The organism is Saccharopolyspora sp. 6M (assembly GCF_020176775.1).
In the GTDB taxonomy this organism is placed as follows: domain Bacteria; phylum Actinomycetota; class Actinomycetes; order Mycobacteriales; family Pseudonocardiaceae; genus Saccharopolyspora_C; species Saccharopolyspora_C gregorii.
On sequence record NZ_JAIUJZ010000068.1, the window covers coordinates 26,601 to 52,031 of the forward strand.

General features: G+C 69.4%; 21 protein-coding genes and 1 pseudogene. 7 read left to right on the plus strand and 15 right to left on the minus strand.

Features of this window, described 5'->3' with window-relative positions; genetic code table 11:
• Window positions 1-387 precede the first annotated feature (387 nt).
• A complete protein-coding gene (locus LCD31_RS11355) occupies window positions 388-960 on the minus strand; it encodes a TetR/AcrR family transcriptional regulator (RefSeq protein WP_224957853.1) in 573 nt (190 codons plus the stop codon).
• Window positions 961-1,048: 88 nt separating this feature from the next.
• Between LCD31_RS11355 and LCD31_RS11360 the strand changes: the two genes are divergently transcribed.
• Window positions 1,049-1,666, plus strand: a complete 618-nt coding sequence (locus LCD31_RS11360) for an alcohol dehydrogenase catalytic domain-containing protein (RefSeq protein WP_374201648.1) — start codon at window positions 1,049-1,051, stop codon at window positions 1,664-1,666.
• A gap of 224 nt (window positions 1,667-1,890) precedes the next feature.
• On the opposite strand, the gene LCD31_RS11365 is transcribed toward LCD31_RS11360, so the two are convergent.
• Both LCD31_RS11365 and LCD31_RS11370 read right to left on the minus strand, forming a co-directional pair.
• Window positions 1,891-2,217 carry a transcriptional regulator gene (locus LCD31_RS11365; RefSeq protein ID WP_224957854.1) on the minus strand — a complete coding sequence of 109 codons (327 nt, stop codon included), beginning with the start codon at window positions 2,215-2,217 and terminating at the stop codon, window positions 1,891-1,893.
• Entirely contained in the window at window positions 2,214-2,678 is a 465-nt protein-coding gene (locus tag LCD31_RS11370) for a hypothetical protein (protein ID WP_224957855.1), read from the minus strand. The genes LCD31_RS11365 and LCD31_RS11370 overlap by 4 nt, the downstream gene beginning before the upstream one ends.
• Window positions 2,679-2,914: 236 nt before the next feature.
• On the opposite strand from LCD31_RS11370, the gene LCD31_RS11375 reads away from it, so the two are divergent.
• Window positions 2,915-3,364, plus strand: a complete 450-nt coding sequence (locus LCD31_RS11375) for an amidohydrolase (protein ID WP_255614680.1) — start codon at window positions 2,915-2,917, stop codon at window positions 3,362-3,364.
• A gap of 200 nt (window positions 3,365-3,564) precedes the next feature.
• Here the strand turns inward: LCD31_RS11375 and LCD31_RS29545 are convergent, their stop codons facing one another.
• A complete protein-coding gene (locus LCD31_RS29545) occupies window positions 3,565-4,362 on the minus strand; it encodes a helix-turn-helix domain-containing protein (RefSeq protein ID WP_224957857.1) in 798 nt (265 codons plus the stop codon).
• A 160-nt stretch (window positions 4,363-4,522) separates the two neighbouring features.
• On the opposite strand from LCD31_RS29545, the gene LCD31_RS11385 reads away from it, so the two are divergent.
• Both LCD31_RS11385 and LCD31_RS11390 read left to right on the plus strand, forming a co-directional pair.
• Window positions 4,523-4,858, plus strand: a complete 336-nt coding sequence (locus LCD31_RS11385; RefSeq protein WP_224957858.1) for a hypothetical protein — start codon at window positions 4,523-4,525, stop codon at window positions 4,856-4,858.
• 37 nt (window positions 4,859-4,895) lie between these two features.
• Window positions 4,896-5,447: a nuclear transport factor 2 family protein gene (locus tag LCD31_RS11390; RefSeq protein ID WP_224957859.1), complete on the plus strand. Its 552-nt coding sequence runs from the start codon at window positions 4,896-4,898 to the stop codon at window positions 5,445-5,447.
• A gap of 15 nt (window positions 5,448-5,462) precedes the next feature.
• Here LCD31_RS11390 and LCD31_RS11395 read toward each other — a convergent pair whose 3' ends face one another.
• Together LCD31_RS11395 and LCD31_RS11400 are read right to left on the minus strand one after the other, a co-directional pair.
• The gene (locus LCD31_RS11395; protein ID WP_224957860.1) at window positions 5,463-5,819 is read right to left on the minus strand and encodes a hypothetical protein; all 357 of its coding nucleotides are present in this window, start codon (window positions 5,817-5,819) and stop codon (window positions 5,463-5,465) included.
• 1 nt (window position 5,820) lies between these two features.
• Window positions 5,821-6,240, minus strand: a complete 420-nt coding sequence (locus LCD31_RS11400; RefSeq protein ID WP_224957861.1) for a TetR/AcrR family transcriptional regulator — start codon at window positions 6,238-6,240, stop codon at window positions 5,821-5,823.
• A 395-nt stretch (window positions 6,241-6,635) separates the two neighbouring features.
• Between LCD31_RS11400 and dnaE the strand changes: the two genes are divergently transcribed.
• Window positions 6,636-10,175 carry a DNA polymerase III subunit alpha gene (gene dnaE / locus LCD31_RS11405; protein WP_374201649.1) on the plus strand — a complete coding sequence of 1,180 codons (3,540 nt, stop codon included), beginning with the start codon at window positions 6,636-6,638 and terminating at the stop codon, window positions 10,173-10,175.
• A 64-nt stretch (window positions 10,176-10,239) separates the two neighbouring features.
• Here dnaE and LCD31_RS11410 read toward each other — a convergent pair whose 3' ends face one another.
• From LCD31_RS11410 to LCD31_RS11440, 7 genes are all read right to left on the minus strand, one after another.
• Window positions 10,240-11,196 (minus strand): hydroxymethylglutaryl-CoA lyase, encoded by a 957-nt coding sequence (locus LCD31_RS11410; protein WP_224957863.1) that lies wholly within the window; start codon window positions 11,194-11,196, stop codon window positions 10,240-10,242.
• Entirely contained in the window at window positions 11,193-11,366 is a 174-nt protein-coding gene (locus LCD31_RS11415) for a hypothetical protein (protein ID WP_224957864.1), read from the minus strand. The genes LCD31_RS11410 and LCD31_RS11415 overlap by 4 nt, the downstream gene beginning before the upstream one ends.
• A gap of 307 nt (window positions 11,367-11,673) precedes the next feature.
• Window positions 11,674-12,471 (minus strand): enoyl-CoA hydratase/isomerase family protein, encoded by a 798-nt coding sequence (locus tag LCD31_RS11420; RefSeq protein ID WP_224957865.1) that lies wholly within the window; start codon window positions 12,469-12,471, stop codon window positions 11,674-11,676.
• On the minus strand, window positions 12,472-13,719 hold the full coding sequence (locus tag LCD31_RS11425) for a CaiB/BaiF CoA-transferase family protein (RefSeq protein WP_224957902.1): 1,248 nt from the start codon (window positions 13,717-13,719) through the stop codon (window positions 12,472-12,474). It lies immediately after the preceding gene.
• A complete protein-coding gene (locus LCD31_RS11430) occupies window positions 13,716-15,881 on the minus strand; it encodes a hydantoinase B/oxoprolinase family protein (protein WP_224957866.1) in 2,166 nt (721 codons plus the stop codon). Before LCD31_RS11430 ends, LCD31_RS11425 begins: the two co-directional genes overlap by 4 nt.
• A gap of 40 nt (window positions 15,882-15,921) precedes the next feature.
• Window positions 15,922-17,973, minus strand: a complete 2,052-nt coding sequence (locus tag LCD31_RS11435) for a hydantoinase/oxoprolinase family protein (protein WP_224957867.1) — start codon at window positions 17,971-17,973, stop codon at window positions 15,922-15,924.
• 53 nt (window positions 17,974-18,026) lie between these two features.
• A complete protein-coding gene (locus LCD31_RS11440; RefSeq protein ID WP_224957868.1) occupies window positions 18,027-19,313 on the minus strand; it encodes a hydroxymethylglutaryl-CoA reductase, degradative in 1,287 nt (428 codons plus the stop codon).
• On the opposite strand from LCD31_RS11440, the gene LCD31_RS29030 reads away from it, so the two are divergent.
• Window positions 19,294-19,422 (plus strand): hypothetical protein, encoded by a 129-nt coding sequence (locus LCD31_RS29030; protein ID WP_255623154.1) that lies wholly within the window; start codon window positions 19,294-19,296, stop codon window positions 19,420-19,422. The two genes, LCD31_RS11440 and LCD31_RS29030, sit on opposite strands and share 20 nt — an antisense overlap.
• A gap of 180 nt (window positions 19,423-19,602) precedes the next feature.
• On the opposite strand, the gene LCD31_RS11445 is transcribed toward LCD31_RS29030, so the two are convergent.
• Both LCD31_RS11445 and LCD31_RS11450 read right to left on the minus strand, forming a co-directional pair.
• Window positions 19,603-21,549: a helix-turn-helix domain-containing protein gene (locus tag LCD31_RS11445; RefSeq protein WP_224957869.1), complete on the minus strand. Its 1,947-nt coding sequence runs from the start codon at window positions 21,547-21,549 to the stop codon at window positions 19,603-19,605.
• Between the two features lie 478 nt (window positions 21,550-22,027).
• Window positions 22,028-23,298: pseudogene (locus LCD31_RS11450) on the minus strand (alpha/beta fold hydrolase).
• 730 nt (window positions 23,299-24,028) lie between these two features.
• On the opposite strand from LCD31_RS11450, the gene LCD31_RS11455 reads away from it, so the two are divergent.
• A complete protein-coding gene (locus tag LCD31_RS11455) occupies window positions 24,029-25,366 on the plus strand; it encodes an aromatic acid exporter family protein (RefSeq protein WP_224957873.1) in 1,338 nt (445 codons plus the stop codon).
• The last annotated feature ends 65 nt before the right edge of the window (window positions 25,367-25,431 follow it).

Genomic DNA, 25,431 nt, shown 5'->3' on the forward strand with positions numbered 1-25,431 from the left:
CCGCACGGCTCGCACTCGGCGGCACGACAACGTCCACAAGGGACGGACACTCCGGCGACACCTCGACCCCGAGGCGGAAGAGGTGGTCGCGTTCGGCATCGGTGAGCTCGAACACCCGGGACAGCGAGATCATGAGTGGACGGCCACCCCGAACGGGGAGACCTCCTTCCGCGGAGAACCGATTCGAACGAAGTCCACAGTGGACGAATTCGGCCGAAGCCGAGAAGATCAGCCGCCGCGGCCGACGAGCACGTCGCCGTCGAGCGGCTCCCCCAGCCGCGGCGCTCGACCAGGTCGCCGCGTCGGACCGGTCACCGGCGGACGCTTCCGGCCACGAGTGCACGTGGCCGGCGCGAACCCCGGTCGCGCACCCGGCCGCCGAGCGGCTCAGGCCTCGGGCCGCAGACCGCGCATCAGCACGTCGAGCAACCGGCCGGCCCTGGCACCGTGCTCGGGGAGGGGCGCGACGGTGAAGACGCCGATGAGGCCGGCGGCCACGTCCTCGGCCGCGACGTCGCCGCGCAGCTCACCTGCCGCGTCGCCGGCGCGAAGCACCTCCTCGATCGCCGCGATCAGGTCGGCGTGGGTCCGGGCGTGCGCGATCTCGCCGGACTCGATCATGGTGAGCAGCGTGCCCAGCATGCCGTTCTTGGTCGCGACCCAGTCCCCGAACAGGTCCATCCAGCCCCGCAACGCCTCGGCCGGGGGCAGCTCCGCGAGCAGTCGGCGGGCGCCGTCGGTGAGCCGCTGGACCTGATCGCCGTAGACCGCGGCGACCAGGTCCTCGCGGGTGGGGAAGTGCCGGTAGAGGGTGGCGATGCCGACCCCGGCTTCGCGCGCGACCTCCCGCAGCGACGGTTCGGCCTCGGCGGACGCGAAGACGCGGGCGGCGACCTCGAGGAGCTGCCTGCGGTTGCGGGACGCGTCCGCTCGCGGCGCGCGGGTGTCTGACCTCCTCAAAACGGAACACGCTCCGGTTGTGCTACGGTTCGTCGAAACGGAGCATAGTCCGCTTCCCGTCCGCACCCCTCCCCGGAGTCCGATCAGCATGAGCACGTCCACCAGGACCAGCAGAGCCGTCCAGTTCGTCGAATCCTTCGGAGGGCCCGCGGCCCTCGACCTGCGCGAGGTGCCCGTCCCGGAGGTGGCAACGGGACAGGTCCGCGTCCGCGTCATCGCGGCCGGGCTGAACCCGATGGACTGGTTCATGACCTCGGACGCGGACGCCGCCGCCCGCTTCGGGCTGAGCTTGCCGTGCGGCTTCGGGAACGACTACGCGGGCGTCGTGGACGAGGTGGGCGACGGGGCCCGTGACGGGAACGGCGTCCGGTTCGAGGTCGGCGACCGGGTGTTCGGAGCCGCCGCTGGCTCCCGACGGCATCACCGCGGCCGTGGACCTGCACGGCACGGACGTGATCGCGGTGGCGCGCGAGCTCGGCGCACCCGGCTCCCGGCTGACCACGATCGCCGCCGTCGTGACGGCGTCCTCCCGGCGAACGGTGCCAACGCCGCTCCCGGCGCCATCGAGGAGATCGCCCGCCTGGCCGCGGAAGGCCTGCTGCGCGTGCCCATCGCGGCGACCTTCCCCGTCGAGGAGGTCCGCGCCGCCGTCGAGCTGCAGGCGGGACGGCACGTGCACGGCAAGGTCGTCGTCGACCTCCCCTGAGGGGCGCAACCGCCACGAGGTGGCCGCAGACCGGCTTCGAACCGACGCCCCGCGCTCGCGCGGATGCCGCGCTCCCCCCGGCCCACGGCGCTCGCACGGTCCGATGAAGCCACGCCGGAGCAGGGACCCGCGAGGCCGTCCGGAGGCGGCCCGCAGCGGCCGCCGAGATCACCCGCGCCCCGACCCGGATCTACCGCAGCGCTCTCACGGCGCGACCAGGACGCCTAGCGCCCTTCATCCTCATTCCGCCAGGAATGACGCGCGGGGTCGGCGACGATGGCGTTGAGGGCGGCGATGTGGCGCCGGTACGCCTGCCGCCCGGCCGGGGTGATGCGGTACCAGGTGGCGCCGCCTCTGCCTCGCCCGGTCTTCTTGACCTTGACGTAGCCGGCGTGCTCCAGCGTGTTCATCTGCTTCGACAGGTCCGAGTCGCTGATGCCGAGGTGGTCGCGCAGGAAGCCGAAGTCGGCGTGCTCACCGCCGGCCAGGACCGACATCGCCGCCAGGCGTTTGGGAGCGTGGATGACGGCATCGAGGTCGGAGAGATTCATCCCTCGCCCTCGACCCGTCGGCGGGTCCGCGCCGCTGCGTGTTCGTACGCCTTCTCGTACCACAGCAGCCCTCCCGTGACGCCCACGAACGTCACAGCCGCCGCCACGACACCACCGGCGAACACGGCGAGCAGCGCGATGGTGGCCGTCAGGACCGCCGCGCCGATCAGGTAGGCCCTGATGGCGGGCTTGAACTCCGCCGGTGCACCAGCGACGTCCGGCCATGCACCGCGCACCCGGCGGTACCGGACCTGGGCGATCAACGCGACGGCCACCAGCGCCAGCAGCGCCGCGGCGCTCCACAACCCGTGCAGCTCGGTCACCGCGAGGACGAGCGCGCAGGCCCAGGCCCCGGCTGCGGGGTAGTACCACCAGCGGGTCGGCGGGTAGTCGATCCAGGTGGCAACGGAGCCGCGCTCGGCTTCGGCCAAGGCGCGCCGCGGCGTGAAATCACTTTCCATGGTGGAAAACATATTCGATCGCTTTCCACTTCTGCAAGTGGAAAGTGGTGGGGCGGCGACCGGCACCGCGGAACGGATCAGAGCGTGGTTCGCCTGCCGGTGGGACGCAAGGTCAACGCCCGCCTGGATGCCCGGAGCCGCCACCCCGGCATCGGGGGGACGAGGAACCGGACGTCGAGAACAGCCACACCGGCAGCGCCCCGCACCTGCTCGCCGATCCGGTGGTGCGTAAGGGGATGGCGAAGCTGAGCGACCTCGGCCTCACCCTCGACACCTGGGTCGTCTTCCCCCAGCTCGATGACGTGGCCGCGGCGGCCGACGCGGTGCCCGACCTGTCCTTCGTGCTCGACCACTGCGGCGGCCCCCTCGGCTACGGGCGCTACGCCGGGCGCACCGACGAGGACTTCGCCACCTGGCGCCGCGGGGTGCGGGCGGTCGCCGAACGACCCAACGTCACCTGCAAGCTGGGCGGCCTCGTCGCCCGCCTCGCCGCGTTCGACTACCGCACCGCGGAACGCCCCGCGTCCTCCGCGGAGCTCGCCGAGCTCTGGCGGCCCTGGATCGACACCTGCATCGACGCGTTCGGCCCCGACCGGTGCATGTTCGAGAGCAACTACCCCGTGGACGGGGTCGGCGTCCCCTACCGGACGCTGTGGAACACCTTCAACGCATCACCGAGCCCCTGACCGACGCCGACCGCGCCCACCTCTTCGCAGGCACCGCCCGCCGCGTGTACGGCCTCTGAGGTCCGGAGCTCCTCGCCCGATCTCCGCCGGGGCGCCCGGCGCGGTTCGAGCGGTGGGGCCGGTGATGGGAGCCGGTGCGGGCGACCGAGGTGCTCGCGGTTTCCGACCGAGAAGAACCCGCGCTCGGCCGACCATCGCGGCTACGCGCGGTCGGTCGGGGTGTAGAGCATGACCCAGTGGTCGCGTTCGGGTTCGTGGAGGATCTCGATGCCGAACCGGGTCCAGCCGCGGCCGGGCCGGTGCATGTCCTTCACCGCGGATTTCCAAGCGCTGACCTCGCCCCGATCCCAGCGCTCGCGGAAGGTGGCGCTGGTGGCGGTGAGCTCGTCGCGGATCGCGCCGAGGTAGGCGTCGCCGGGGTACCGGCTGAGCGCGGTCCGCAGTTCGGCCGCGGCCACCCGCAGGAACAGGTCCGCCCCGTCGTCGCCGAGCAGGGCGGGCAGGTCCTCCGCGGTGAACGCCTGGAAGACGATGTTGCGCCCGTGCGGCCCGTCCCGTTCCAGCGGAGCGAGCAGTTCGGCGGCGGCCTCGTTACGGGCCAGCAGATCGAGGCGTCCATCGTGGACGGTCACCGGCGTGGTCGCGCCGAGGTCGTAAACCATCCGCAGCAGCCCGGGCCGGACCACCTGCTGCGGGGCCGCCGGTTCCGGCGGGACCTCGCCCCCGAGGCGGAAGAGGTGGTCGCGCTCGGGGTCGGTGAGCTCGAACGCGCGGGACAGCGCGGTGAGGATCTCCCGGGACGCTCGCGTGGCCCGGCCCTGTTCCAGGCGCGTGTAGTACTCGACCGAGATGTTGGCCAGCGCGGCCAGTTCCTGCCGCCGCAGGCCGGGCACCCGCCGCCGGGACGCCCGCCCGCCTCCGGCGGGTTCCGGTGGCGGGAGCATCGCCCGGCGGCGGCGCAGGTAGGCAGCGAACTCGCTGCGGTCCGTCGTTCCCACGCCCCCATCGTCCTAGCCTGCCCCGCGACCCGGCCAGATCGGAGCCTGGTCTTGCCGGTACCAGGCTCCGCGCGGTCTTCCGGGCGGCGCCGCAGGGCCGCAGGCTCGGGGATGCGCGGCCCGGCGCTCGGACCGCGCGAGCGACGAAGGAGACGTTGTCATGACCAGCACCGCGTGGACCCTCCCGATCCGGGCGGAGCGCGTCCCGGAGTTCCGGAACCTGCTCGACGAGCTCCACGCCCGGCACCTGCCCGGCCTCGACGCCCGAGCGCGGGAGGTCGGCTACGTCCGGGAGCGGATGTGGTTGCAGCCCAACGCCGACGGCAGCGCCGAGTTCATCGTCTACCTGGAGTTCGACGAGGGCGTCGACGTGCCCACCTTCGCGGAACGGCTGCGGACCTACGAATCCGAGTTCACCCGCTGGTGGACGCCCCGGTTCGAGTCCTTCGGCCTGCCACCTGCCTTCGGCGAGCCCGTCCTGAGCTGGGACGCCTGAGCCCGCCCCTCCCCCGACGAACACCGGAGATTCGAGCATGACCGACCAGGTACAGCCCGCCGCCCGCACCGCCCTGCAGATCGCGCAGGAGTTCATCCGCGCGGTCGAGGCGAAGGACCCCGACGCCGTCGACCGCTTGCTGCACCCGGAGGTGCGGCAGCTGTTCATGCACACGAAGGCCACCACGACGCCGGACGGTGTCGCCGACCTCATCGCCGGCCGTCGCCGCGGGCGCTGCGTGGCCGACATGAACGGCAAAGCGGACGTCGCCGCCTACACCCGGGCGCTGTTCGACAAGTTCACCCCACTGATCTGGCGCGACCACGAGTGGACGGTCACCCCGGACGGGGCGGTCTTCTTCCGCGGAACGGGCGACATGGCCCTGACCGGCAACGGCAAGCAGTACCGCAACGACTACGCCACCCGCTTCGACGTCGTCGACGGCCGGATCGTGCTCATGGCCGAATACGCCGACGCGCTGCGCTACGCAGGACTGCTGGTCCGCCCGAACGGCCCCGAGTTCCGCGGCCTCCTCCGCGCCCTCGGCCGCTGGATCTCACCCCGGCTCTCCGCCACGTCGGGGAGATGAGCGCGACCCCGTTCGTCATCGGCTCGCGGCCCGTTCGATCAGGGCTACGGCCGCACGCGGGTCCTCGACTTCGACCACCAGGCGGGCAAAACGTTCGTCGCCGGTCAACTCCACGACCACGGCCTTCCGCGCGTCGCGCACGGCCCAGAAGACCTTCTCACCGTCCTTGTGGAAGGTGCCCGCCGTGATCACCCCCGGCACGTGCGTACCCGGCGCCCGAATCCCCTTGGGCTCGCCCAGAACGCCCGGATCCATCGTGGCGCCCCGCACATGCGCCAGCGGAATGGTCAGCTTGCTCTTGTGCGCCCAGACCTTGTCCAGTCCCGCCATCTCCACGACCAGGTCCTGGCCCTGCACCCTGATTACCGCCACGTCAGATCTCCTTCGCCATCACCGGCCGCCGGCGCAGCCAACGCCCCAGCAGCGCCTCGGTCGCACGCGGATCCCCCGTCGCCTCGTCCAGTTCCGCGAAGATCGACGACACCAGGTCGGCGACCTCGGGATCGTCGAGCGCCCGATCGACCGCGGCGACCAGCAGCAGATCCCACTCCGGCACATGATCCGGCTGAACCGCCCGGCCCAGGTGCGGGCGAACCTCGTGCTCGATGTGGTGGCGCAACGCCGCCAGGTACAGGCCCCGCTTGCTGCCGAACACGCCGTAAAGGCTGTTGCGGTGCACGCCGAGCCGGGTGACCAGGTCATCGACGGACACCCCGTCGTAGGCGCGGCGCGCGAACAGATCCGCCGCTGCCGCCACGACCTCGTCCACGTCGAAAGTCCGCCGCCGTCCCATGCGACGACGCTAGCCCTTTCAGGAACGACCAGTCAAGAACGATCGGTCATGAAAACCTCGGGAGCCGGTCCGACCCAGCGCCCTCGCCTCGATGAAAGGCGGTTCCCGGAGGGCACTGCAGATCGCCCTGCCCGGTGATGGAGGGCGTGCCCGAACTGCGGCGGAAGCGGCCGGCAGGGCGGTGACGACTGCAGAACCTGCGACTGCACCGGCCGGATCCAACCCGCCCGCAGGCTCGGTGCGGCGAGGCGGCAACACTCGCTCGACGCAGCCCGGCTACACCGGGTAGGACGACTAGAGTTGACCCGCCACCGACCCAGCCCCTACCCGACGCTCCCGGAGATGCCCGCGTGTCTGATCGGTTCGTTCACCTGCACGTGCACACCGAGTTCTCGATGCTCGACGGTGCCGCCAAGCACAACGCACTGTTCGCCGAGGTCGCTCGGCTCGAACAACCCGCGGTGGCGATGACCGACCACGGCAACATGTTCGGCGCGCACTCCTTCAACGCGCAGGCCAAGAAGTCCGGCATCAAGCCGATCATCGGCATCGAGGCGTACGTTGCTCCGGCGAGCCGCTACCACAAGAAACCGGTGTTCTGGGGCGAACGAGCACGAACCGGCAAGAAAGAGGTCGACGAGTACGGCGAGAGCGGCGATGTCTCCGGCGCCGGTGCGTACACGCACATGACCATGCTCGCGCAGAACTCGACCGGGCTGCGCAACCTGTTCAAACTGTCCTCGCTCGCGTCCATGCAAGGGTTCTTCCGCAAACCGCGCATGGACAAGGAGCTGATCGCCGAGCACGCGGACGGGATCATCGCCACGAGCGGCTGCCTCGCCGGCGAAATCCTCACCCGCCTCCGCCTGGGCCAGAAGCAGGAGGCCGTGCAGGCCGCCTCCGACTACAAGGACATCTTCGGGCCGGACCGCTTCTTCATCGAGGTCATGGACCACGGCATCCAGATGGAGCGCAACATCCGCGCAGAGCTGCTGGACATCGCCCGCCAACTCGACCTCCGGACCGTGGCCACGAACGACAGCCACTACGTGACCGCGGATCAGGCCGGCCACCACGACGCTCTGCTCTGCCTGCAAACCCGCTCAACGCTCGCCGACACCGACAGGTTCAAGTTCAACGGCGACGGCTACCACATCAAATCATCGGCGGAGATGCGCGAGTACTGGGACGCCGAGGTTCCCGGTGCCGCCGACAGCACCTTGCTGATCACCGACATGGTCGAGGGTTACGACGAGGCATTCGCACCCACGAACCGGATGCCGCAGGCCAAGATCAAGCCCGGCAGCACCGATGTCGAAGTGCTGCGCGAAGAGGTCGAGGAATTCATCCCGACCCGATTCCCAGGCGACAGCTTCACCCAAGACTACCGCGACCAGCTCGAATGGGAGCTGAAGGTCATCACCGAGAAGGGGTACAGCTCGTACTTCCTGGTCGTCGGTGACATGATCCGGTGGGCCAAGAACAACGGCATTCGCGTAGGGCCGGGACGTGGCTCGGCCGCGGGCGCGCTGCTGTCCTATGTTCTGCACATCATCGATATCGACCCCTTGCAACACGGACTCCTGTTCGAGCGGTTCCTCAACCCCGAGCGCGACTCGCCACCCGACATCGACATCGACTTCGACGAGCGCAGGCGCGATGAGGTCATCGCCTACGCGAAGGAGAAGTACGGCGAAGAATACTTCGCCAAGGTCATCACCTACGGCACGATTAAAACGAAAGCGGCGTTCAAGGACGCCGCCCGCGTGCACCTCGGGCAACCTGGATTCCAGCTCGCCGACCAGTTCAGCAAAGCACTACCGGCGCCGATCGCGGCGAAGGACATCCCGCTGTCCGGGATCGTCGATCCACAGCACGAGCGCTACACCGAGGCCGCCGAAGTTCGCTCGCTGATCGAGAACGACGCGCAGATCGGCAAGATCTTCGATACCGCACGCGGACTGGAAGGCTTGATCCGGAACGCAGGCGTGCACGCCTGCGCCCACATCATCTCCCGCGAACCACTGCTCGACGTGCTGCCGCTGTGGAAACGCGATGACGGTGAGATCATCACCGGCTGGGACGGGCCGCAGTGCGAAGACGTGGGCCTGCTCAAGATCGATATTCTCGGCCTCGTCAACATGACCACGATCGACGACACCGTGCGCATGGTGAAGGCCAATCACGGTGTTGAGATCGAACCGCTCGACATCCCCCTCGATGACGCCCCCACCTTCGAGATGCTGGGCAGAGGCGAGAGCTTGGGCGTGTTCCAGCTTGAAGGTGGCGGAATGCAATCGCTGCTCAAGCGCATGGCCCCCACCCGGTTCGGCGACATCGTCGCCTGCGTCGCCCTGTACCGGCCGGGCCCGATGGACGTCAACGCCCACCTCGACTACGCCGACCGCAAGAACGGCAAGAAGCCCGTCGAGCCGATCCACGCCGAACTCGACCAACCGCTCGAAGACGTGCTCGGTGAAACGTACGGCCTGATCGTCTACCAAGAGCAGATCATGGCCATCGCCCAGCGAGTGGCGGGATACACGCTCGGACAAGCCGACTTGCTCCGTCGCGCGATGGGCAAGAAGAAGAAGGAGGTGATGGACGAGCAGTTCGCCCGGTTCGAAGCCGGGATGGCCGAACGGGAGTACAGCAAAGAGGCCATCGACCAGCTCTGGGCGACGGTGCTGCCCTTCGCCGGATACGCGTTCAACAAGTCCCACGCGGCCGCCTACGGCTTGGTGACCTACTGGACCGCCTACCTGAAAGCGCACTACCCGGCCGAATACATGGCGGCGCTGCTGACCGCCAACGCGCACAACAAGGACAAGACCGGCATCTACCTGTCCGAGTGCCGCCGAATGGGAATCCGCGTGCTACCGCCGGACGTGAACGAATCCGTCGTCGGGCACGCGGCCGTGGACGGTCGAATCCGTTTCGGAATGGGAGCCATCCGCAACGTCGGCACGAACGTGGTCGAGTCGATCACCAAAACGCGTGAGACCAAGGGCCGCTACTCCTCGTTCACCGATTTCCTCGACAAGGTCGAGATCACCGCGTGCAACAAGCGGGTCATCGAGTCGCTGATCAAGGCAGGCGCCTTCGACTCGCTCGGAGCCACTCGCATGGCCCTGACCCAACACCACGAGGCGGCGGTCGACGCCGTGATCGGCCTCAAACGCCAAGAGGCGATGGGGCAGTTCGACCTGTTCGGCGGAGGCGACGACACCGCCACCAGCCCCGATTCCTCCCCGCTGGCGCACCTCCAGTTCACCCATGAGGAATGGCCGCGCAAACAGCTCCTCGCGTACGAGCGGGAGATGCTCGGCCTCTACGTCTCCGCGCACCCCCTGGACGGCGCCGAGCGGTTGTTGCGGCCGTACCAGGACACCACCATCGCAGAACTCGTCGGTGGAGAACGCGAGCCCGGCCCCAACGGCAAAGAAGAGGCCAAGATCGCTGGAATGATCTCAGCGATCCAGCGGCGGCTCAACAAGAACGGGCAGCCCTGGGCCATCGTCACGCTGGAGGACTTCGACGCCAGCGTGGAAGTGCTGTTCTTCCCGAAGTCCTACGAGCTGTTCTCCGACTGCTTGGCCGAAGACACCGCGCTCGCCGTCAAGGGCCGGGTCAACGAACGTGAAGGCGAGATCAGCGTGTTCGCCTCGGACGCCGTACCGGTGGACATCGCCGCGGCCGAGCACTCGCCCGGATCAGCGCCGCCGTTCGTGCTCCGCGCTGATGCCAAGAAGATCGACAAGGAACTCATCGGCGAACTCCGCAACACGCTCGGCACCTACCGCGGCGAAACCCCGGTGCACGTCCACTTGGGTTCGACTCGACTCGAACTGCCGGCTTGGCCGGTGAAGGTGTGCACCGAGCTCGTCTCGGAGCTCAAGTCACTGCGGGGAATCGCGATCGAGCGCGTGGGCTGACCACAAACCGGACGAATCAGATATCGGATCCGCCTCCCCGCACTGGGCATTGTCTTGTCGAGGGTCATTCCGCACTCCCTGATCGATCGCCCTCCCGGCTCAGCGCCGCGGCAACCCGTGACGGGTTCGGCCGCCCCAGGTGTCTGGCCAGCCACGTGCCGGTGCGCACCACTGCGGCGAGGTCGACGCCGGTGTCGTAACCGAGGCCGTGCAGCATCCACACCAGATCCTCCGTGGCGAGGTTGCCTGTCGCGCTGCGGGCGAACGGGCAGCCGCCGGTCCCGCCGACCGAGCTGTCGAACTCCCGCACGCCCGCCTGCAAGCCCGCGTGCACGTTGGCCAACGCCTGCCCGTAGGTGTCGTGGCAATGCAACGCCAGCACCGAAGGGGCGATCCCTGCCGCGTCCAGCGCCTCGACCAGCGCTGTGACGTGGCCCGGAGTCGCCACCCCGATGGTGTCGCCCAGTGCGATCCGCGTGCATCCCTGATCGACCAGCCGCCGCGCGGCCTCCACTACGCGATGGACCGGGACCGCGCCCTCCCACGGATCGCCGAAGCACATCGAGATATAGCCGCGGACCACCATGCCCCGCTGCCGTCCTTCGGCCACGACCGGCGCGAGCGCCGCCAGCACCTCGTCGGCTCCGCGTCCGAGGTTGCGGCGGGCGAAGCCCTCGGTCGCACTGGCGAACACGGCGATCTCCTTCGCCCCGGCCTCCAACGCACGTCGCATCCCGTGCTCGTTGGGCACGAGCACCGGGTGTCGCGCCGTTCCGGAGAGGTCGATACCGGCGAGCACCTCAGCGGCATCGCCGAGCTGCGGCACCCACCGCGGGGACACGAAACTCGTCGCTTCGACCAAGTGCAGTCCCGCTGCCAGCAATCGTCGGATGAGCTCGATCTTGATGCCGGTGTTCAGCCGGGCCTGTTCGGCCTGCAGGCCGTCGCGGGGGCCGACTTCGCAGATGGTCACGTGCTCGGGCAATCCCCGTTCCGGCACCACCATCGGCAGCCCGGTCATCGGAGCTCACCGCGGAGTTCGACAGGCGCCCGTTCAGCGTGCTCGGCTCGGACGACCCCGCCTGCGATCAACCGCTCGACGTTCTGCTCGGCCTGATCGAGGCCGAGCGCATGTCCGGAGTCCGAGGCGTCCAGGTCGCCTCCGTCGAGCGTGGCGGCGTTCTCGGCCACCAGCTCTCGCCGCTGAGCGATGGGGCGATCTTCGAATCCTGTTGGTCGACTGGTCGACACCGTTCCTCCTGGGCACTCGCATGCTGCGCGGCAGCGGGCCGACCGCGCCGAGTTCACGCCGCCGGCCGCGTCGCCGTTCCAGCGAGACGCTAGGTCCGCCGCGGGGCGACCGGTTATGGACGAAGAACACACCATTGCCGCGCGATGATGTGCGATACCGACACTCGCCTGTTGGTCCTGCGTGAGAGCGCACTACCGGGGCCGACGAGCACGCTGCCCGTCGGCCCCGGTAGGCGGTGGATTGCCGTCAGCTCTCGGCGTCGCCCCGCATGGACCGGCGAGACGGGAACACCGGGTCGCGCTTCTGCCGGAATGCCGCGAGACCTTCGGCCGCGTCGGGGGAACCGAAAGCGCGTTGCCCGTAGAGGGCTTCGCTGTGGAACGCCTCCTCCGGAGGCAGATTTCCCAGCCGCAGCACCGCTTCCTTGATCGTGGCGACGGCCGTCCCGCTCAGTTCCGCGAGACGTTCCGCCCACTCGATCGCGGTCGGCAGCACCTCGTCAGCGGGCACCACCTCGTTCAACAGCCCGTACCGCAGCGCTTCGCGGGCGCTGAGGCGTTCCGCGAGCAGCAGGAGCCGCATCGCCCACGCATGCGGGATCTGCCTCGTCAAGCGAACGAGCGTTCCCCCTGCGGGCACCACGCCGACGCGGGGCTCCGGGAGTTGAAATTCGGCTTGTTCACTGGCGATTCGCAGATCAGTGGAGAGCAGGATCTCGAAACCGCCCCCCAGGCACAGCCCGTTGACCGCCCCGATGACGGGCTTGAACACATCGGTGTGCTTCTGGTGCGCGCCGTCCCAGCGGGAGATGTCGAACCGGCCCTCGGCCAGGGCGGGGATGGACTCCTCCAGATCCGCCCCGACGCAGAAGGCACGGTCGCCGCGACCCGTCAGCACCGCCGCCGCGATGGAATCGTCGTCGCGCACTTCCGCGAACGCCTCGGCCAGTTCGTCGTACATCGCCAGCGTCAGGGCATTGAGCTTGTCGGGACGGTCGAACCGGACGACCGCCACCGGGCCCTCGCGTTCCAAGGTGATGCCCACTCACACCGCCCCCGAACTGCGCAACACCGCGATCTGGTCCTCGGACAACCCCGCCAAACCCCGCAGCAGCAGGTCGTTGTGCTCACCGAGCTTGGGCGCGAGACCCCGCGGATCGGCCGGAGTGGCGCCGAGGTGCACGGGCTGGCCGAACATCTGGAGCGTGCCGAAATCGGGGTACTCGACATCGACGATCATGTCGCGTTCCTTGATGTGCGGATCGTTCACGACATCACCGATGTCCTTGATCGCGGTGAGCGGTACCTGATCGCCCGCGAGCTCCTCCAGTTCCGCTCGCGTTCGCCCCGCCATCCACCGGTGCAGCAATGGCCGGACCCGACGCTCGTAGACCTCCGGATCGAAGCGCTTGGCCATGGTGTCGATCTCGGGGTCCTCGGCCACGTCGTGCTCGCCGAACATGGCGCAGGTGAGCCTCCAGAACTTGTCCGTGTAACCGCCGAAGAACACGTACCCGTCCTTGCAGGGGTAGAGCTCGTAGGGCCGGACGAACGGGTGGGCATTGCCCAAGGGTTTCGCGATCGTGCCATCGACCGTGTAGGAGACAACGGCGTTCTCGGTCAACGAGAGCACCGAGTCCTGCTGGGCCACGTCGACGAGCTGGCCCTCTCCGGTCCGCTCGGCGTGCCGGAGCGCCGCCAGAGTTCCGATCACGGCGTACATGGTCGCCGCCAGGTCGCCGATGATGGTCCCCACCCGCGTCGGGGGCTGATCCGGGTTCCCGTTCATCGACCAGAGTCCGCCGGCGGCCTGCGCACTGTTGTCGAACGCCGGTCGGCGCCGGTACGGGCCCGTCTGGCCGAAGCCCGAGATCGCGGTGTAGACGAGCCGGGCGTTGGCCTGCCGCAGTTGCTCGTAGCCGAGGCCGAGTTTGTCCATCGTGCCGGGGCGGAAGTTCTCGACGAGCACGTCGGCGCGCTCGACGAGCCGCTTCAGCAGCTCCTTGCCCTCCGGGACGGCGAGATCAAGGGTGAGTCCGAGCTTGTTCCGGTTGTACTGGGCGAAGAATGCGCTGAACCGATCGCCGTTCTCCGATTCGAGGAAGGGCGGGAAGTCCCGCGCGTAATCCGGATCGCCGGGGCGTTCGATCTTGATGACGGTGGCGCCGAGATCCGCCAGGATCATCGAGCAGAACGGCCCGGCCACCACCCGCGTCACGTCTAGGACGACCACGCCCGCGAGCGGACCCCGTGAGGTCGTCGCGCTGTCGGAACTCGCTGGAACTTCGCTCATCGCGTCTTCCCTTCCTCGCGCGGCGCCACCCGGATCCGGGTCTCGAGCAACGTGCCGCACGCTGGACTGATCAGCTCGTCGATCCACACGGCGGGTTCGGACTCCCGCGCTCGCACCCGCACACCGAGTTCGGACAACCGCTCCGATGCGATGCCGGTGCGGATCAGGGCCCCGGGTCGCCAGTCCGCACCAGTGCCCAGCCGTGCACCGCTCGCCGGGCAGTACCAGCCCGCGGCGTCACGTCGCGGGGCGGAGCTCTCGGCGGTCGCGCCCGCGGACACCGGCTGCACCGGAACCGCTCCGCCGAGCCGCTCGGTACGCAGCGCGGTGCGCCGGTGCTCGGTCGCACCGCGATCAACGCCGCCGCCGGTGAACTCCACTCCGTACACCCGCGACGCGGCAGCCGCGGTCAGGTACCCGTCGGCCACATCTCGGGCGACCAGCTCCGGATCGCGCAACAGGGGATCGCCGTAACCTCCGCCGCCGGCCACCCACTGGACGAACACGTCGTCGGAACCGATCGTGACGTCCTGCTGGTTGATCTCCAACAGATCTCTCCTATCGGCGGTCAGCTCGCCGTCCGTCGGGACGGTCCCGCCGCCGAGCAGGTCGTTGATGTTGGTGCCGCGCCACACCGCGTGTCCGCTGCCCCCTCCCGCGAACCCGCCGCCGAAGCCGTCCGCGACCACCTGCGCGTTGGGCGCGAACACGGTCTGGGTCACTTCTCGCGCCCCGTGCAGCTTCCAAGCGAACTCGTGGCCGTGCCCACCTCGATGAGCGCCGTGCCCGGCGCTGTCGAGGTTGAGGCGCTTCCACAAGTACAGCACCGGGTAGAGCATCTCGTTCATCTCGACGTCCGGCAGCGCGTTGTTGACCTGGGTCATCATCCCGCCGCAGTCGAGGCCGTCGGTCACCGGCTGCGCCCCGGTTCCCATGCCGCCGCCGTCCATGTTGAACAGCACGAAGAACTCGCCGTCGTCGCGGCTGCCCGCAGAGATGCCGCCGGTCCAGGAATCCGCCCAGACTCCTTGCGTCCGGGCCCGGATCAGCTCGCTGTCGCTGGTCCGGGCCGCCTCGTTGAGCAGCTTGGTGACAAGCCGGCTGACCCGGGCACCGGTGGTGAGGTGCCCGTTGCTGATCGGCGCCGGTGGCAGCGGGTTGACCAGGGAACCGCGTTCGGCGAGCACGGTGCACGCGGTCATGACGCCCTCGTTGAACGGCACGTCCCAAGCCAGGATCGGCACCAGCGCGCTGGCGACGCTGCCCACCAACGTTCCGTAGCTGAGGTTGATGAAGCCGTCGGTCTGCGGGCTGGAACCGGCGAAATCCATCGTGATCTGGTCACCGGACTTGGTCATCGTGCAGTGCACGCGGTAGAGCTCGTTGACGTGGCCGTTGTGCTCGGTCCACTCGTCGGCCTCGTACACGCCGTCGGTGAGCAGCGCGATCCGCTCGCGCACCACGCGCTCGGCGATCTCGAAGTTGACCCGCGTGTGCTCGCGGAACTCCGCGAGCCCGAACTCCTCGACCGTGCCGCACAGCCTGCGGATGCCGGTGTTGTTGCTGGCGACCAGGCTGCGCACGTCGTTCCAGAACAGCGTCGGAACCCGGACGTTGTTCAGCAGCACGCGGCGCACCCACTCGACGGGTTTGCCGCGCTCGAAGACCTTCACTCCGGGCGGCAGCCGCAGCGCTTCGCTGTAGCAGTCGTAGGCTCCGGGCGCGAAGCCTCCTGGGGTCATCCCGCCGACATCCACCAGGTGCGCCTGCGACTGCGCCCAGCCGATGAGCTCGTCGCCGTAGAAGATCGGGGAGATGACGTTGGTGTCCGGCGGGTGCGCCGAACCGGCGGTGTGCGGGTCGTTGCAGATGAACGCGTCCCCGGGGTGCAGCGGTTCGCCCTCGATCTCCGCGACGAGGTTCTGCACCGCCACGCTGCCGGATCCGATGTGGAACTGGACGAAGTCCGAATAGGAGTAGATCCGTCCCTCGGGGTCGAACAGCGCGGTGTTGAAGTCGCCGGATTCGGTGATCACCGGTGATCCGGAGGACCGGATCATCGCGCTGCCCATCTCCTCGACGATGGAGTCCAGCCGCATCCGGAGCACCTCGAGGGTGACGGGGTCGAAGCCTGCGGGGATGTACGTGGAGTTCGTGGTCATTGCCGTCTCCGTGCAACGTTGGTGGGGCTGACGAGTGGTCTCACGCGGCGTTCAGGCGGATCAGGAAGTGGCCGCCGTCGACGACTTCCACCACCGCTCCCTCGGGCACGTACACGGTGGTGTCCCGCTCTTCGAGCAGGCAGGGTCCCTGCGCCTTGCCCAACGCGCTGAACCCGCGGTGCACTTCGGCGTTCCGCCGTCGCCCGGTCGCGGGGTCGACGTACTCCCGGTGGGAGACGGCGTGCCGTTCGTCGTCGCCGTTGTCGGTGATCTGCTGAGCTTCGGTGCGCCCGATCGCCTTGACGCGAGAATTGATCAGCAGGACCTCGGCCTCGGTCCAGGCCGTGCCCGCGCCGAATTCCGCCTCGTAGTCCTCGATGAATCGCCCGCGCAGCAGGTCCTTGTCCTGCTCGCCGAAACTCTTGCTCGGCAGCCGCGTCGTGACCTCGAATATCTGGCCCATGAACTTCATGTCCGCCTCGCGGTACAACTCCCGGTGCTGCTCGGGAACTCCTTCGGTCTCGAACCACTCCTGGGCTCGCGACTCCAGCGCCGAGAACTCCTTCTCCAGGTCCGCCGCCGGCTCCGCGAACGTCCACGGCGTGGTCTGCACGGCGGAGAAGACCGAGTCGGCGTGCATCAGCCCGTAGGCGGAGAACACGGCGGCGTTGCGCGGGACGACCACCTCGCTCACCCCGATCTCGGCGGCGATCGCGGCCGCGAACAACCCGCACGCCCCACCGAATCCGACGAGCGTGAACTCACGAGGGTCGTGGCCGCGGTTGACCGTGATCTTCCGGACCGCGTTGGCCATCTGCGACACCGCGAGGCGGTACACGCCGTGCGCCGCGACGTCGGTGTCCAGCGCCAGCGGCTCGGCGAGGTGGCGGTGCACCGCGGCGCGAGCCTCGTCCTCGTGGAGGCGGACGGTGCCGCCCAGGTAGTAGTCGGGATTGAGCAGGCCCATCACGAGTGCCGCGTCGGTGACGGCGGGCCGGTCACCGCCCTTGCCGTAGCAAGCCGGCCCCGGGACCGAACCGGCGCTGCGCGGCCCGACCCGCATGACACCGCGACCGTCGATCCACGCCAGGCTTCCCCCACCCGCACCGATCGTCTCGATGTCGACCGCGGTGAGGCTGGTGGGCAGGCCACCGATCTCGGCACGCGGCAGCACGCGGAACTCGTCGTCGATGATCGCCGCGGCGTCCAGGCTCGTGCCGCCCATGTCCGCGGTGAGCACCCGCTGCCGCCCCAAGTGCTGGCCGAGCAGCCGAGCGCCGGTCACGCCGCCCACCGGACCGGAGTTGAACATCGCGATCGGCGCCTTGCTGGTCTCCTCCACCGAGAGGAAACCGCCGTGCACCTGCATGATCTGCACTCGCGTGCGCAGACCGCGCGCGGCGAGTTCGGCGGCGAGCTGGTCGAAGTGCTGCGCCACGATCGGCTTGACGGCCGCGTCGAGCGTGGTGGTCACCATCCGTTCGTACTCGCGGTACACCGGTGTCAGCGAGCTGGACAACGTGTACGGCAGCTCCGGGTGGCGGGCCTCCAGGTACTCGCCGATCTGCTGCTCGTGCCGCGGATTGCGGAACGACCACAGCAGGCACACCGCCAAGGATTCGGCCCCCGCCGCCAGGACGCGCTCGACGGCCCGGCCCAAGGCGTCCTCGGCGAGCGGCACGAGGACGTCGCCGGAGGAGTCGATGCGCTCCGGTACCTCGACGATGCGGTTGCGCTCGACGATCTCCGGCGGCGGTGCCATGCGGTGCGGGTCCCGCTCGTCGTCGCGCGCGGAGCGGGCGATGCGCAGCGTGTCGCGGAAGCCCTGCGTGGTCAGCAGCCCGACGGCCGAGTACTTCTGCTCATCGACGGCGTTGGTGACGATCGTGTTGCCGAGGACGAATCGATCGATCCGCGAGTAGAACGCCCCCTCCCCGACGCCGAGGAGGTCTTCGAGGCCGGCGAGGGCGTTGAGGATGCCCGTCGTGACGTCCGGCGTCGAGAATGCCTTGCCGCGCACGGCACGACCGTCGTGAACGGCGACCGCGTCCGTGAACGTGCCGCCTACATCGATTCCCACGTGCAGGGTCATAGTCGCTACGTCTCCTTTGACGTGTGTTGCTCGTGATCCGCCGTACGGCCGGGTCAGCTGCCCCGTGCTCGGAGTTCGGCGAGCACCTGCTCGGCCCGGTCGGTCCGGATGGCCCGATCGGCGACCAGCCGGCGCACGACTTCAGGGATCTCGTCTGCCGTGGCACCGGCCGACACGGCGATGTTGCGGGCGTGCAGCGACATGTGGCCGCGCTGGATCCCCTCGGTCGCCAATGCGCGCAGTGCCGCGAAGTTCTGCGCCAGGCCCACCGCCGTGATGACCTCGGCCAGCTCGGACGCGCTGGACACCCCGAGCAGCCGCACCGCGGTCTGCGCCGCCGGGTGGACCTTGGTCGCTCCGCCGACCAGGCCGACCGGCATCGGGAGTTCGAGCGTGCCGACGAGGTCGCCGTCGCGGTCTACCTCGAAGTGCGACAAGGCGGTGTACCTGCCGTCCGCCCCGATCGCGTGGGAGTGCGCTCCTGCCTCGACCGCGCGGGTGTCGTTGCCGGTCGCCAGCACGACGGCGGTGATCCCGTTCATGATCCCCTTGTTGTGCGTGGCGGCGCGATAGGGATCGGCTTCGGCGAGCGCGGCGGCGTGCACAATGTCGCCGACGACCTCCGCACCTCCCAGCGAATCGGCCGCGAACACCGCCCGCGCCCGCGCCAACCTCAGATCGGCCTTGTTGGTCAGGATGCGCAACAGCACGCGACCACCGCCGATCTCCCCGACCCGATCGGCGAGGGCCTCCGCCATGGTGTTCACGGCGTTCGCACCCATCGCGTCGCGCACATCGACGACCAGGTGGACGACGACGTAACGACCGGCGCGCGCCTCGACCGTGCGCACCGCGAGGTCGCGCACCCCGCCGCCGACGGAGACGAGTCGCGGGTCTTGATCGTTCGCCAGGCCGATCAGTTCATCAGCGGCCTCCAGCAGCCGCACCCGCGCGCCGTCGGGGTCCGCCACGTCCAACAGCTGCAGCTGCGCCTGCATGATCGGCTCGGAGCTGCTGGTGTGGAAGCCGCCCCGTTCTCGTGCGATCCGGGCGGCATTGCTGGCCGCGGCGACGACCGAAGGCTCCTCCGTGACCATCGGGACCAGGACGTCGGCACCGTTGACGGTGAGGTTCGTGGCCACTCCGATCGGCATGCCGAACGTTCCGAGCACGTTCTCGATCATGCCGTCGGCCTGCTCGACGGTCAGCCCGCCCGAGGTGAGCACTTCGAGGGCAGCAAGCGGGACACCCGCGTTCCGAGCCGCCGAAACCCGCCTGTCGCCCGGAGATCCATCCCGGAAACCAGGAATTCTGCTCTGCGTGGTCACCGATACCTCCACATCACCCGAGCCGCGTCGCTCGGACCGCTTCTACCGGCGGCAGGAGCGGATGTTGGACCACTCGGTGCAGCACGACCGCCGGTTGGCAGCAACAGTAGGCAGGCCGTGACCTGAGCAACACGGGTCGATCGCACATATTCGACTCGGCGACCATGTGTGACTCGTGCAGCTCCTCCAGGAAACCGTAGAGGATCGGCCCGTCGGACGTGATCCCACCGCGTGCGCGCTGGAAACCTCGTCCAGTTCGCGACCGGTGGAATCAGCCCGGCGGCGCCCGAGGCCGGCGAATTCACCCCTCGATGTGCCGGGCCAAGGCATGCAGGCGGGTCGCCACCGAGATACGGAACAGCGACTCCGGCTCACGCCACGACGCCCCCAGCAACGCACCGATCCGTTCGAGCCGCTGCGTCACCGTGTTGACGTGGACGTGCAGGACGCGCGCCGCACGACTCGGGCTGGCGTGCGAGTCGACGAAGGCGCACAGCGTCTTGAACAGCTCGGTGCCGCGCTCCTCGTCCCACCGCAGCACAAGTCCGATGGTCGAGTCGATGAAACCGGACAGGTCCTTGCTCCCGGCACCGAACATCGCCATGTACGGCTCGTACGCCCGTGAGTCGACGATCCCTTCCGACGTGCCCACACTCCGCACGACCTCGACGCATCGCCGCGCGGCTTCGAAACACCGCCCCAATTCCTCCGGCGACGCGGCAGGCGGACCGGCGACCGCCAGCACCGGGCCTGGCTGGCCGCCCTGGACGGCATTCCATGCTTCGCGCGCCGCCAGCAGGGGATCTTCGAGGGGAGACAGGAGCACCAGCAGACCATCTCGTTCCCCGACCAGCCCGCCTGCAGCCGACCTCCGCAGCACCTCGGTGGCGGATCTCCGGCCGTCCACGGGAACCGCCACCGCGACCACTGCGCGCAACCCTTCGAGCCGCACGTCCCGCGCCCGTGCCCTGAGCAGGAGATCCTGCCAACGGTGCTGGTCCCCGCGAAGGACGTCCGCGACCAGTTCCCCCCGAACTCGGTCCTCCACCGCCGCGATCGCTTCTTGCTTGACGGCCACGAGGGCTACGATCTGCGCGGCACGCTCGATCGTGCGCTGCTCGACCTCGCGCAGTTCGAGGTCGCCGTACCCGACCACCACCGCCCCGAGGAAGGTCTCCCCCGCCACGACGGCGACGGCCACCTCCGGACGCGGCGGAATGCCTGCGACGAAGACGCACCTCCCGGACAGCCGGCTCGCGTCGATCGCTTCCCGCACGGCTGGCAGCAGGTCTCCGTCAGCAACGGAGTACTCCGCTCCGCCGTCGTCCGGCTCCTGCGCAACGGGCACGAGGTCGCGGTCCAGAACCAGCACGGGGCGCTCCAACGCCTTCCCCAGCGTCTCCGCCACCCCTTTCGCGCTACCGCCCGTCAGCACGACGGCCGTGAGATCTTCGTGGACCGCGCTGGCACGTTCCATCGCGGTGACGTTGCTCGCCAGGACGGAATTGGCCCGCTCCGCCTCCTGCGCTGCGATCCGCTCCTGCTCCAACAGCCGCGCCGTCTGGAGCACGACCGCTGCATGATCGGCGAACGCGCTCAACAGAGCGATCTCGTCCGGAACGAACTCGTGCTTGCTGCGATTCGCCGCGAACAGAACCCCGAGCACCCGATCCCCCGCCACCAGCGGCACGCCCAGCAGCGAAACGAGTCCCTCTGCCGCTACGGCAGCGTCGATCTCCTGCTCGTGCGGGACCGAATGGTTCGCCTGGTAAACAGAGGTCCACTGCGGACACCGCGTGCGCACCACCTTGCTCGCCAACCCCATCCCCGGCGGCACGCGCAAGTCGCGGAACGACGGTGCCACGGACCCCAAGGTCGACCGGACCCGAAGCTCGTCGCTGCCCTCGTAGAACTCCGACAAGTAGGTGACATCCGTGCTCATCAGGGCGTGCGCTCGTTCGACCAGGCGGTGCAGCAACGCATCGGTGTCGCGCAGCTCAGCGAGCTCCCGCGCGCTGGAGAACAAGGCCGACAACTCCTGCCCACGGCGACGCCAGCGCGCCAGCAGCGACCGGAGGTCACGAAGGCGATCCACCAACCCCGCCGCTTCTCCTGCCGGCAGCTCCGAGCTCAGCCGCTCGAACACGCTGGCCGCGTCATCCTCGGGCTCACCGGCAACGGCATCGAGCAGTTCCACCACCCGGGCCACGGAGAGGCCCGCGCTCTGCTCGTCAGAATTCGTCAGCACGCCCGCCAGGATGCCCCCTCGCGCAACGACAGGTGAAACCCATCCACGGTGCGGTAGAACCCGAGATCCGAAGAATTCGGCCGCATCACCCACCGGCGGGCGGAACAGATCGGCTTTCAGGGCAGCACGACTCTCAGCAGCAGGATCAGTGGTAACCACCACGGAACGCGGTGTCCTGCCGACGGTGCGAGCACGGCGGACCGCAAGCGAGGGTGCGAGACCTCACCCTCCGACGCAGGTGGGTCACCGCGCGTCCCCGCCAGTGGCATGGGGACGTTATCGCCGTGCTCACCATGCCAAGAAGACGCGCAGCGCGACCGCTCAAGGGACGTACACCCCCGTCGAAGTTCGCGTTCGGTTCTTGCCTGATTCCTGCCGCTGATATTTCGCCATACGGCGGCGGGACCCCCTCAACGAAAAGCAGCTCGACCTCCTGAAGCGAGTCGACGCCTCCGAGGATCTCGGCGGACCCGAGCGCTTACGGCTCCGGCACTCTGCCAACGCCGTTCGCGACCGCGGGTTGATCACGATCAGCAAACGCGACGGCGTGTGGCGGGTGGCGATGACCATGGCCGGGCGGTTCTACCTCGATCACGGGCACCATCCTGACGATCCTCGCTATCGGAACGACCGACAGCCCCACTGCCGACGGCGGGCTGTGAAGTCCGGCTGATCCTCCCGCTCGACGATTCGACGCCGCCGCCCGGCGCCGTGTCCGGTCGGGGAAGCCGCTCGTGATCACGCCGCGCTCGCCGACGACCGGCGGCTCGCGCGCACCGAGCCGGACCCCTGCTCCCGGGACTCGCCCACAGCGAGGTACCTCGCTGTGCGCGGCGTGCGGAGATCTCCTCGACGGCCCGAACCAGCCACTGCGGGGCTTCCTCGTCGGCGAAGTGGCCCGACGGTGCGCTGACGCCGACGACGTCGTCGGCATGCGCCCGCAACGGCACGGCCGGATCCGCGCCGGCATCGTGGAGCCCGGCGGCGACGGCCAGGACCGGCATCGGCAGTGACCGGTCGGCGAGAAGTTCGCGGTTGTGCCGACCGTCAGCAGGGTGCGGTAGTGGGCGAAGCCGCCGCGCAGCCGGTCCCGGCCGCGGTATGCCTCGGCGTAGGTGCGCAGGTCGTCATCGGTGAAGGTGCCCGACGTGCTCATCGCCCCGAAGGTGGTGGTCGCGAATTCGAGTTCGGGCCCGTCGAGGAGCATCTCCGGCACATCGGGTGCCATGAAGAACCCGAAGTGCCACATGCCGCCGTCGGCCACGTTCATCGCCTCCTCCAGCCCGAGGCCTCTCAGCAGCGCGGCGAGCAGGACGAGCGCGGACACCTCGCGGGGGAACTGGAGTGCCCCGGCGAAGGCGACCATGGCTCCGATGTCGTGGCCGACCACGACGGCGGACCGCGGGAGGTCGAGCGCCTCGAGCAGGCCGCGCAGGTCCCGGGCCTGTTCTGCTTGTCGTAGCCGGCGCCCGGCCGGGCGTTCACGCCGGTGCCGCGCAGATCGGGAACAACGACGGTGTGGGTACGCGCCAGCGCCAGCACGACGTGTCGCCAAGCCCGTCCGGTCTGCAGCCCGCCGTGGAGCAGCACGAGTGCCGGTCCGCCGCCTACCGCGACGGAGAGGGTGGTGTCGTCGGTGGACACGGAACGGACGGTGAACCCGGTCAGAGGCCAGGTGGTGGTCATGGGAGGTCCTTTCCGTGGCCAGACCAGCGCCCACAACCGGAGCGAGCCGATCATGGTGAGCATGTCGGTGTGACATGGGATCCAGCCGAGCTCGCGGCGCGAGCGCGGCGCGCGGAGCCGTCTGGACGCGCCGAGGACCAACGCGTCGAACTCGCCCACGCCTAGGCCGCTGCGGTGGGATCGAGGCTGCGTGTGGTGCAGCCGAGGTCGGCCGCGACGGCTTCGGCAGGTGTTGAGGCCTCCCCGACGTAGCAGGCGGCACCGGTCCCGGCGACGGATCGATAGATCAGCGACGCGTGACCGTGTTCGCCGGGGCCCGGATCAGACCGGGTACGAGCACGACCGTGCGGATCCCGCGGGAGGCACCGGCCCGGACCGCATCCCCCCGCGGCGAGCCGGTCGACGGCCAGCCGCTCTACGACGAAGGCGTCGTCCCTGTCGTGGCGAGGGTGAGGAAGCCGTGGTGGAGGTCGGTGCGGCGTTCCCAGCGATGGCCAGGAGTCGGAACTGGTGCAGTAGCGCGAAGGTGCGTTCCACGACCCGGTGCTCCGGCGGGTTGTCGTCGCGCGCATTGGCGGGATCGTCTCGACCGGCGGCAACAGTGGCGTGTCGGTTGCTGCTGCCCGGTCAGCAGGACGACCATGAAGACCGCCCACAGTCCGCTCGCGGCGAAGTGATGCGGCTGCTCGCGGCCTACCCGCCGCCCACCGGGCATTGCACGATTCCGAACCGCGGACGGCGGCGGCCCGGGGCTCGGGTCCCTGGTGACCCCGGACGAGAGGAGCCGGTGTCGATGCGTCGCACTTCCGACCCGGACAACCCGGATGCCCTGCCGGGCAGGTGGCGGGCCGGCCTCGCGCGGACGAGGGCACTCGTCGGCCGGGCGGTCGTGGGCTCACAAGCGGAAGGCGATCAGCTCCTGATGCTCAAGACCGCCGGTGCGGCGGGAATTGCGTGGGTGGTGGCCGCGCGGCTGACCGGCGTGCCGAGCCCGGTGCTAGCGCCGCTGGCCGCGGTGCTCGTCGTGCAGGCCACCGTGTACCAGACGATGCAGTCCGGTTTCCGCCGAGTCGTGGGGGTCGTGCTCGGCGTACTGCTCGCCCTGGTGCTGGGGCAGTGGCTCGGCCTCAACGCCTGGAGTCTGACCTTCGTGCTGCTGCTGGCGTTGCTGGTGGGGCGGATGTTCCGGCTCGGCGGGCAGACCAACCAGGTCGCCGTCAGCGCGCTGCTGGTGTTGGCCATCGGGGGCACCGCGACCGGCTACGCGCAGGAGCGGATCTTCGAGACTGTTGTTGGCGCACTGGTAGGGGTGCTGGTCAACGTGCTGGTCGCGCCGCCAGTGCACGTGCACGTTGCGCGCGACTCGATCGCCACGATGGCGCACAAGACCGCGGGACTGCTGATCGACATCGGACAGCGTCTCGCCTACGAGGAGCTCGTGTTCGAGCCCGGCCGGACCCGGGAGCTGCTGTGGACGGCGCGGGACCTCCACCACGAGATCGCCGACATCCGCGAGCAACTCGACCACGCCTCCGAGAGCCTGCGCTACAACCCGCGCCACAGCGTGTTCGTCAGCCCCGCACGCAAGCCCGAGCCAGCGGCGCTGCTGGAGCGGGCACGCGCGGGGGCCGACGCCGCCGACCACATCGTTGACCAGGCCAGCGGAATCGCCCGAGCCCTCGTCGACGTAGGAGAGGGCCGCTCCGGCGCCGAGTGGGATCCCGCCGTCACCGCGCGGGTCGGCGAGCTGGTGACCAGCACCGGGCGGGCGGTGGAGACCTGGGCGCAGGCCCTGATCGTCGACGACCCGGACGCACCGGACGAGGAAGGGCTGCGCGGGCAACTGGTACGCGACATCGAACATGCGCGGGCGAAGCTGGCCGCGCTCAGCCAGGAACTCGCGACGCAACGCGGGGAAACCGCCGGTTCGACGACCATGAGTTGGCTCGTCATCGGCAGCGTGCTGGCCGACATCTCCCGCATCCTCGCCGAGGTCGACCCCGCCGGCGGGGCGCACAAGGCGGCGTTGTCCCCAACCCCGCCCGCCCACGTGCACTTGCGTCGGCCCACGTTCCGAACACTGCGCCGCAGGCTCCGGGCTACCCGCGCGCGCCTGCGCCACCGGAGCTGAGCCGCGTCTGAGCAGAGTGGTCGACGTCGGCGACCGAGACTTCCTCGAAATCGCCGAGGAGTCGT

Excerpts from the sequence above, each read along its gene's own strand:
- LCD31_RS11360 (WP_374201648.1), top strand. The coding sequence starts at position 1,049 with ATGAGCACGTCCACCAGGACCAGCAGAGCCGTCCAGTTCGTCGAATCC.
- LCD31_RS11365 (WP_224957854.1), bottom strand. The coding sequence starts at position 2,217 with ATGAATCTCTCCGACCTCGATGCCGTCATCCACGCTCCCAAACGCCTG.
- LCD31_RS11370 (WP_224957855.1), bottom strand. The coding sequence starts at position 2,678 with ATGGAAAGTGATTTCACGCCGCGGCGCGCCTTGGCCGAAGCCGAGCGC.
- LCD31_RS11375 (WP_255614680.1), top strand. The coding sequence starts at position 2,915 with ATGGCGAAGCTGAGCGACCTCGGCCTCACCCTCGACACCTGGGTCGTC.
- LCD31_RS11385 (WP_224957858.1), top strand. The coding sequence starts at position 4,523 with ATGACCAGCACCGCGTGGACCCTCCCGATCCGGGCGGAGCGCGTCCCG.
- LCD31_RS11390 (WP_224957859.1), top strand. The coding sequence starts at position 4,896 with ATGACCGACCAGGTACAGCCCGCCGCCCGCACCGCCCTGCAGATCGCG.
- LCD31_RS11400 (WP_224957861.1), bottom strand. The coding sequence starts at position 6,240 with ATGGGACGGCGGCGGACTTTCGACGTGGACGAGGTCGTGGCGGCAGCG.
- dnaE (WP_374201649.1), top strand. The coding sequence starts at position 6,636 with ATGCTCGACGGTGCCGCCAAGCACAACGCACTGTTCGCCGAGGTCGCT.
- LCD31_RS11410 (WP_224957863.1), bottom strand. The coding sequence starts at position 11,196 with ATGACCGGGCTGCCGATGGTGGTGCCGGAACGGGGATTGCCCGAGCAC.
- LCD31_RS11425 (WP_224957902.1), bottom strand. The coding sequence starts at position 13,719 with ATGAGCGAAGTTCCAGCGAGTTCCGACAGCGCGACGACCTCACGGGGT.
- LCD31_RS11430 (WP_224957866.1), bottom strand. The coding sequence starts at position 15,881 with ATGACCACGAACTCCACGTACATCCCCGCAGGCTTCGACCCCGTCACC.
- LCD31_RS11435 (WP_224957867.1), bottom strand. The coding sequence starts at position 17,973 with ATGACCCTGCACGTGGGAATCGATGTAGGCGGCACGTTCACGGACGCG.
- LCD31_RS11455 (WP_224957873.1), top strand. The coding sequence starts at position 24,029 with ATGCGTCGCACTTCCGACCCGGACAACCCGGATGCCCTGCCGGGCAGG.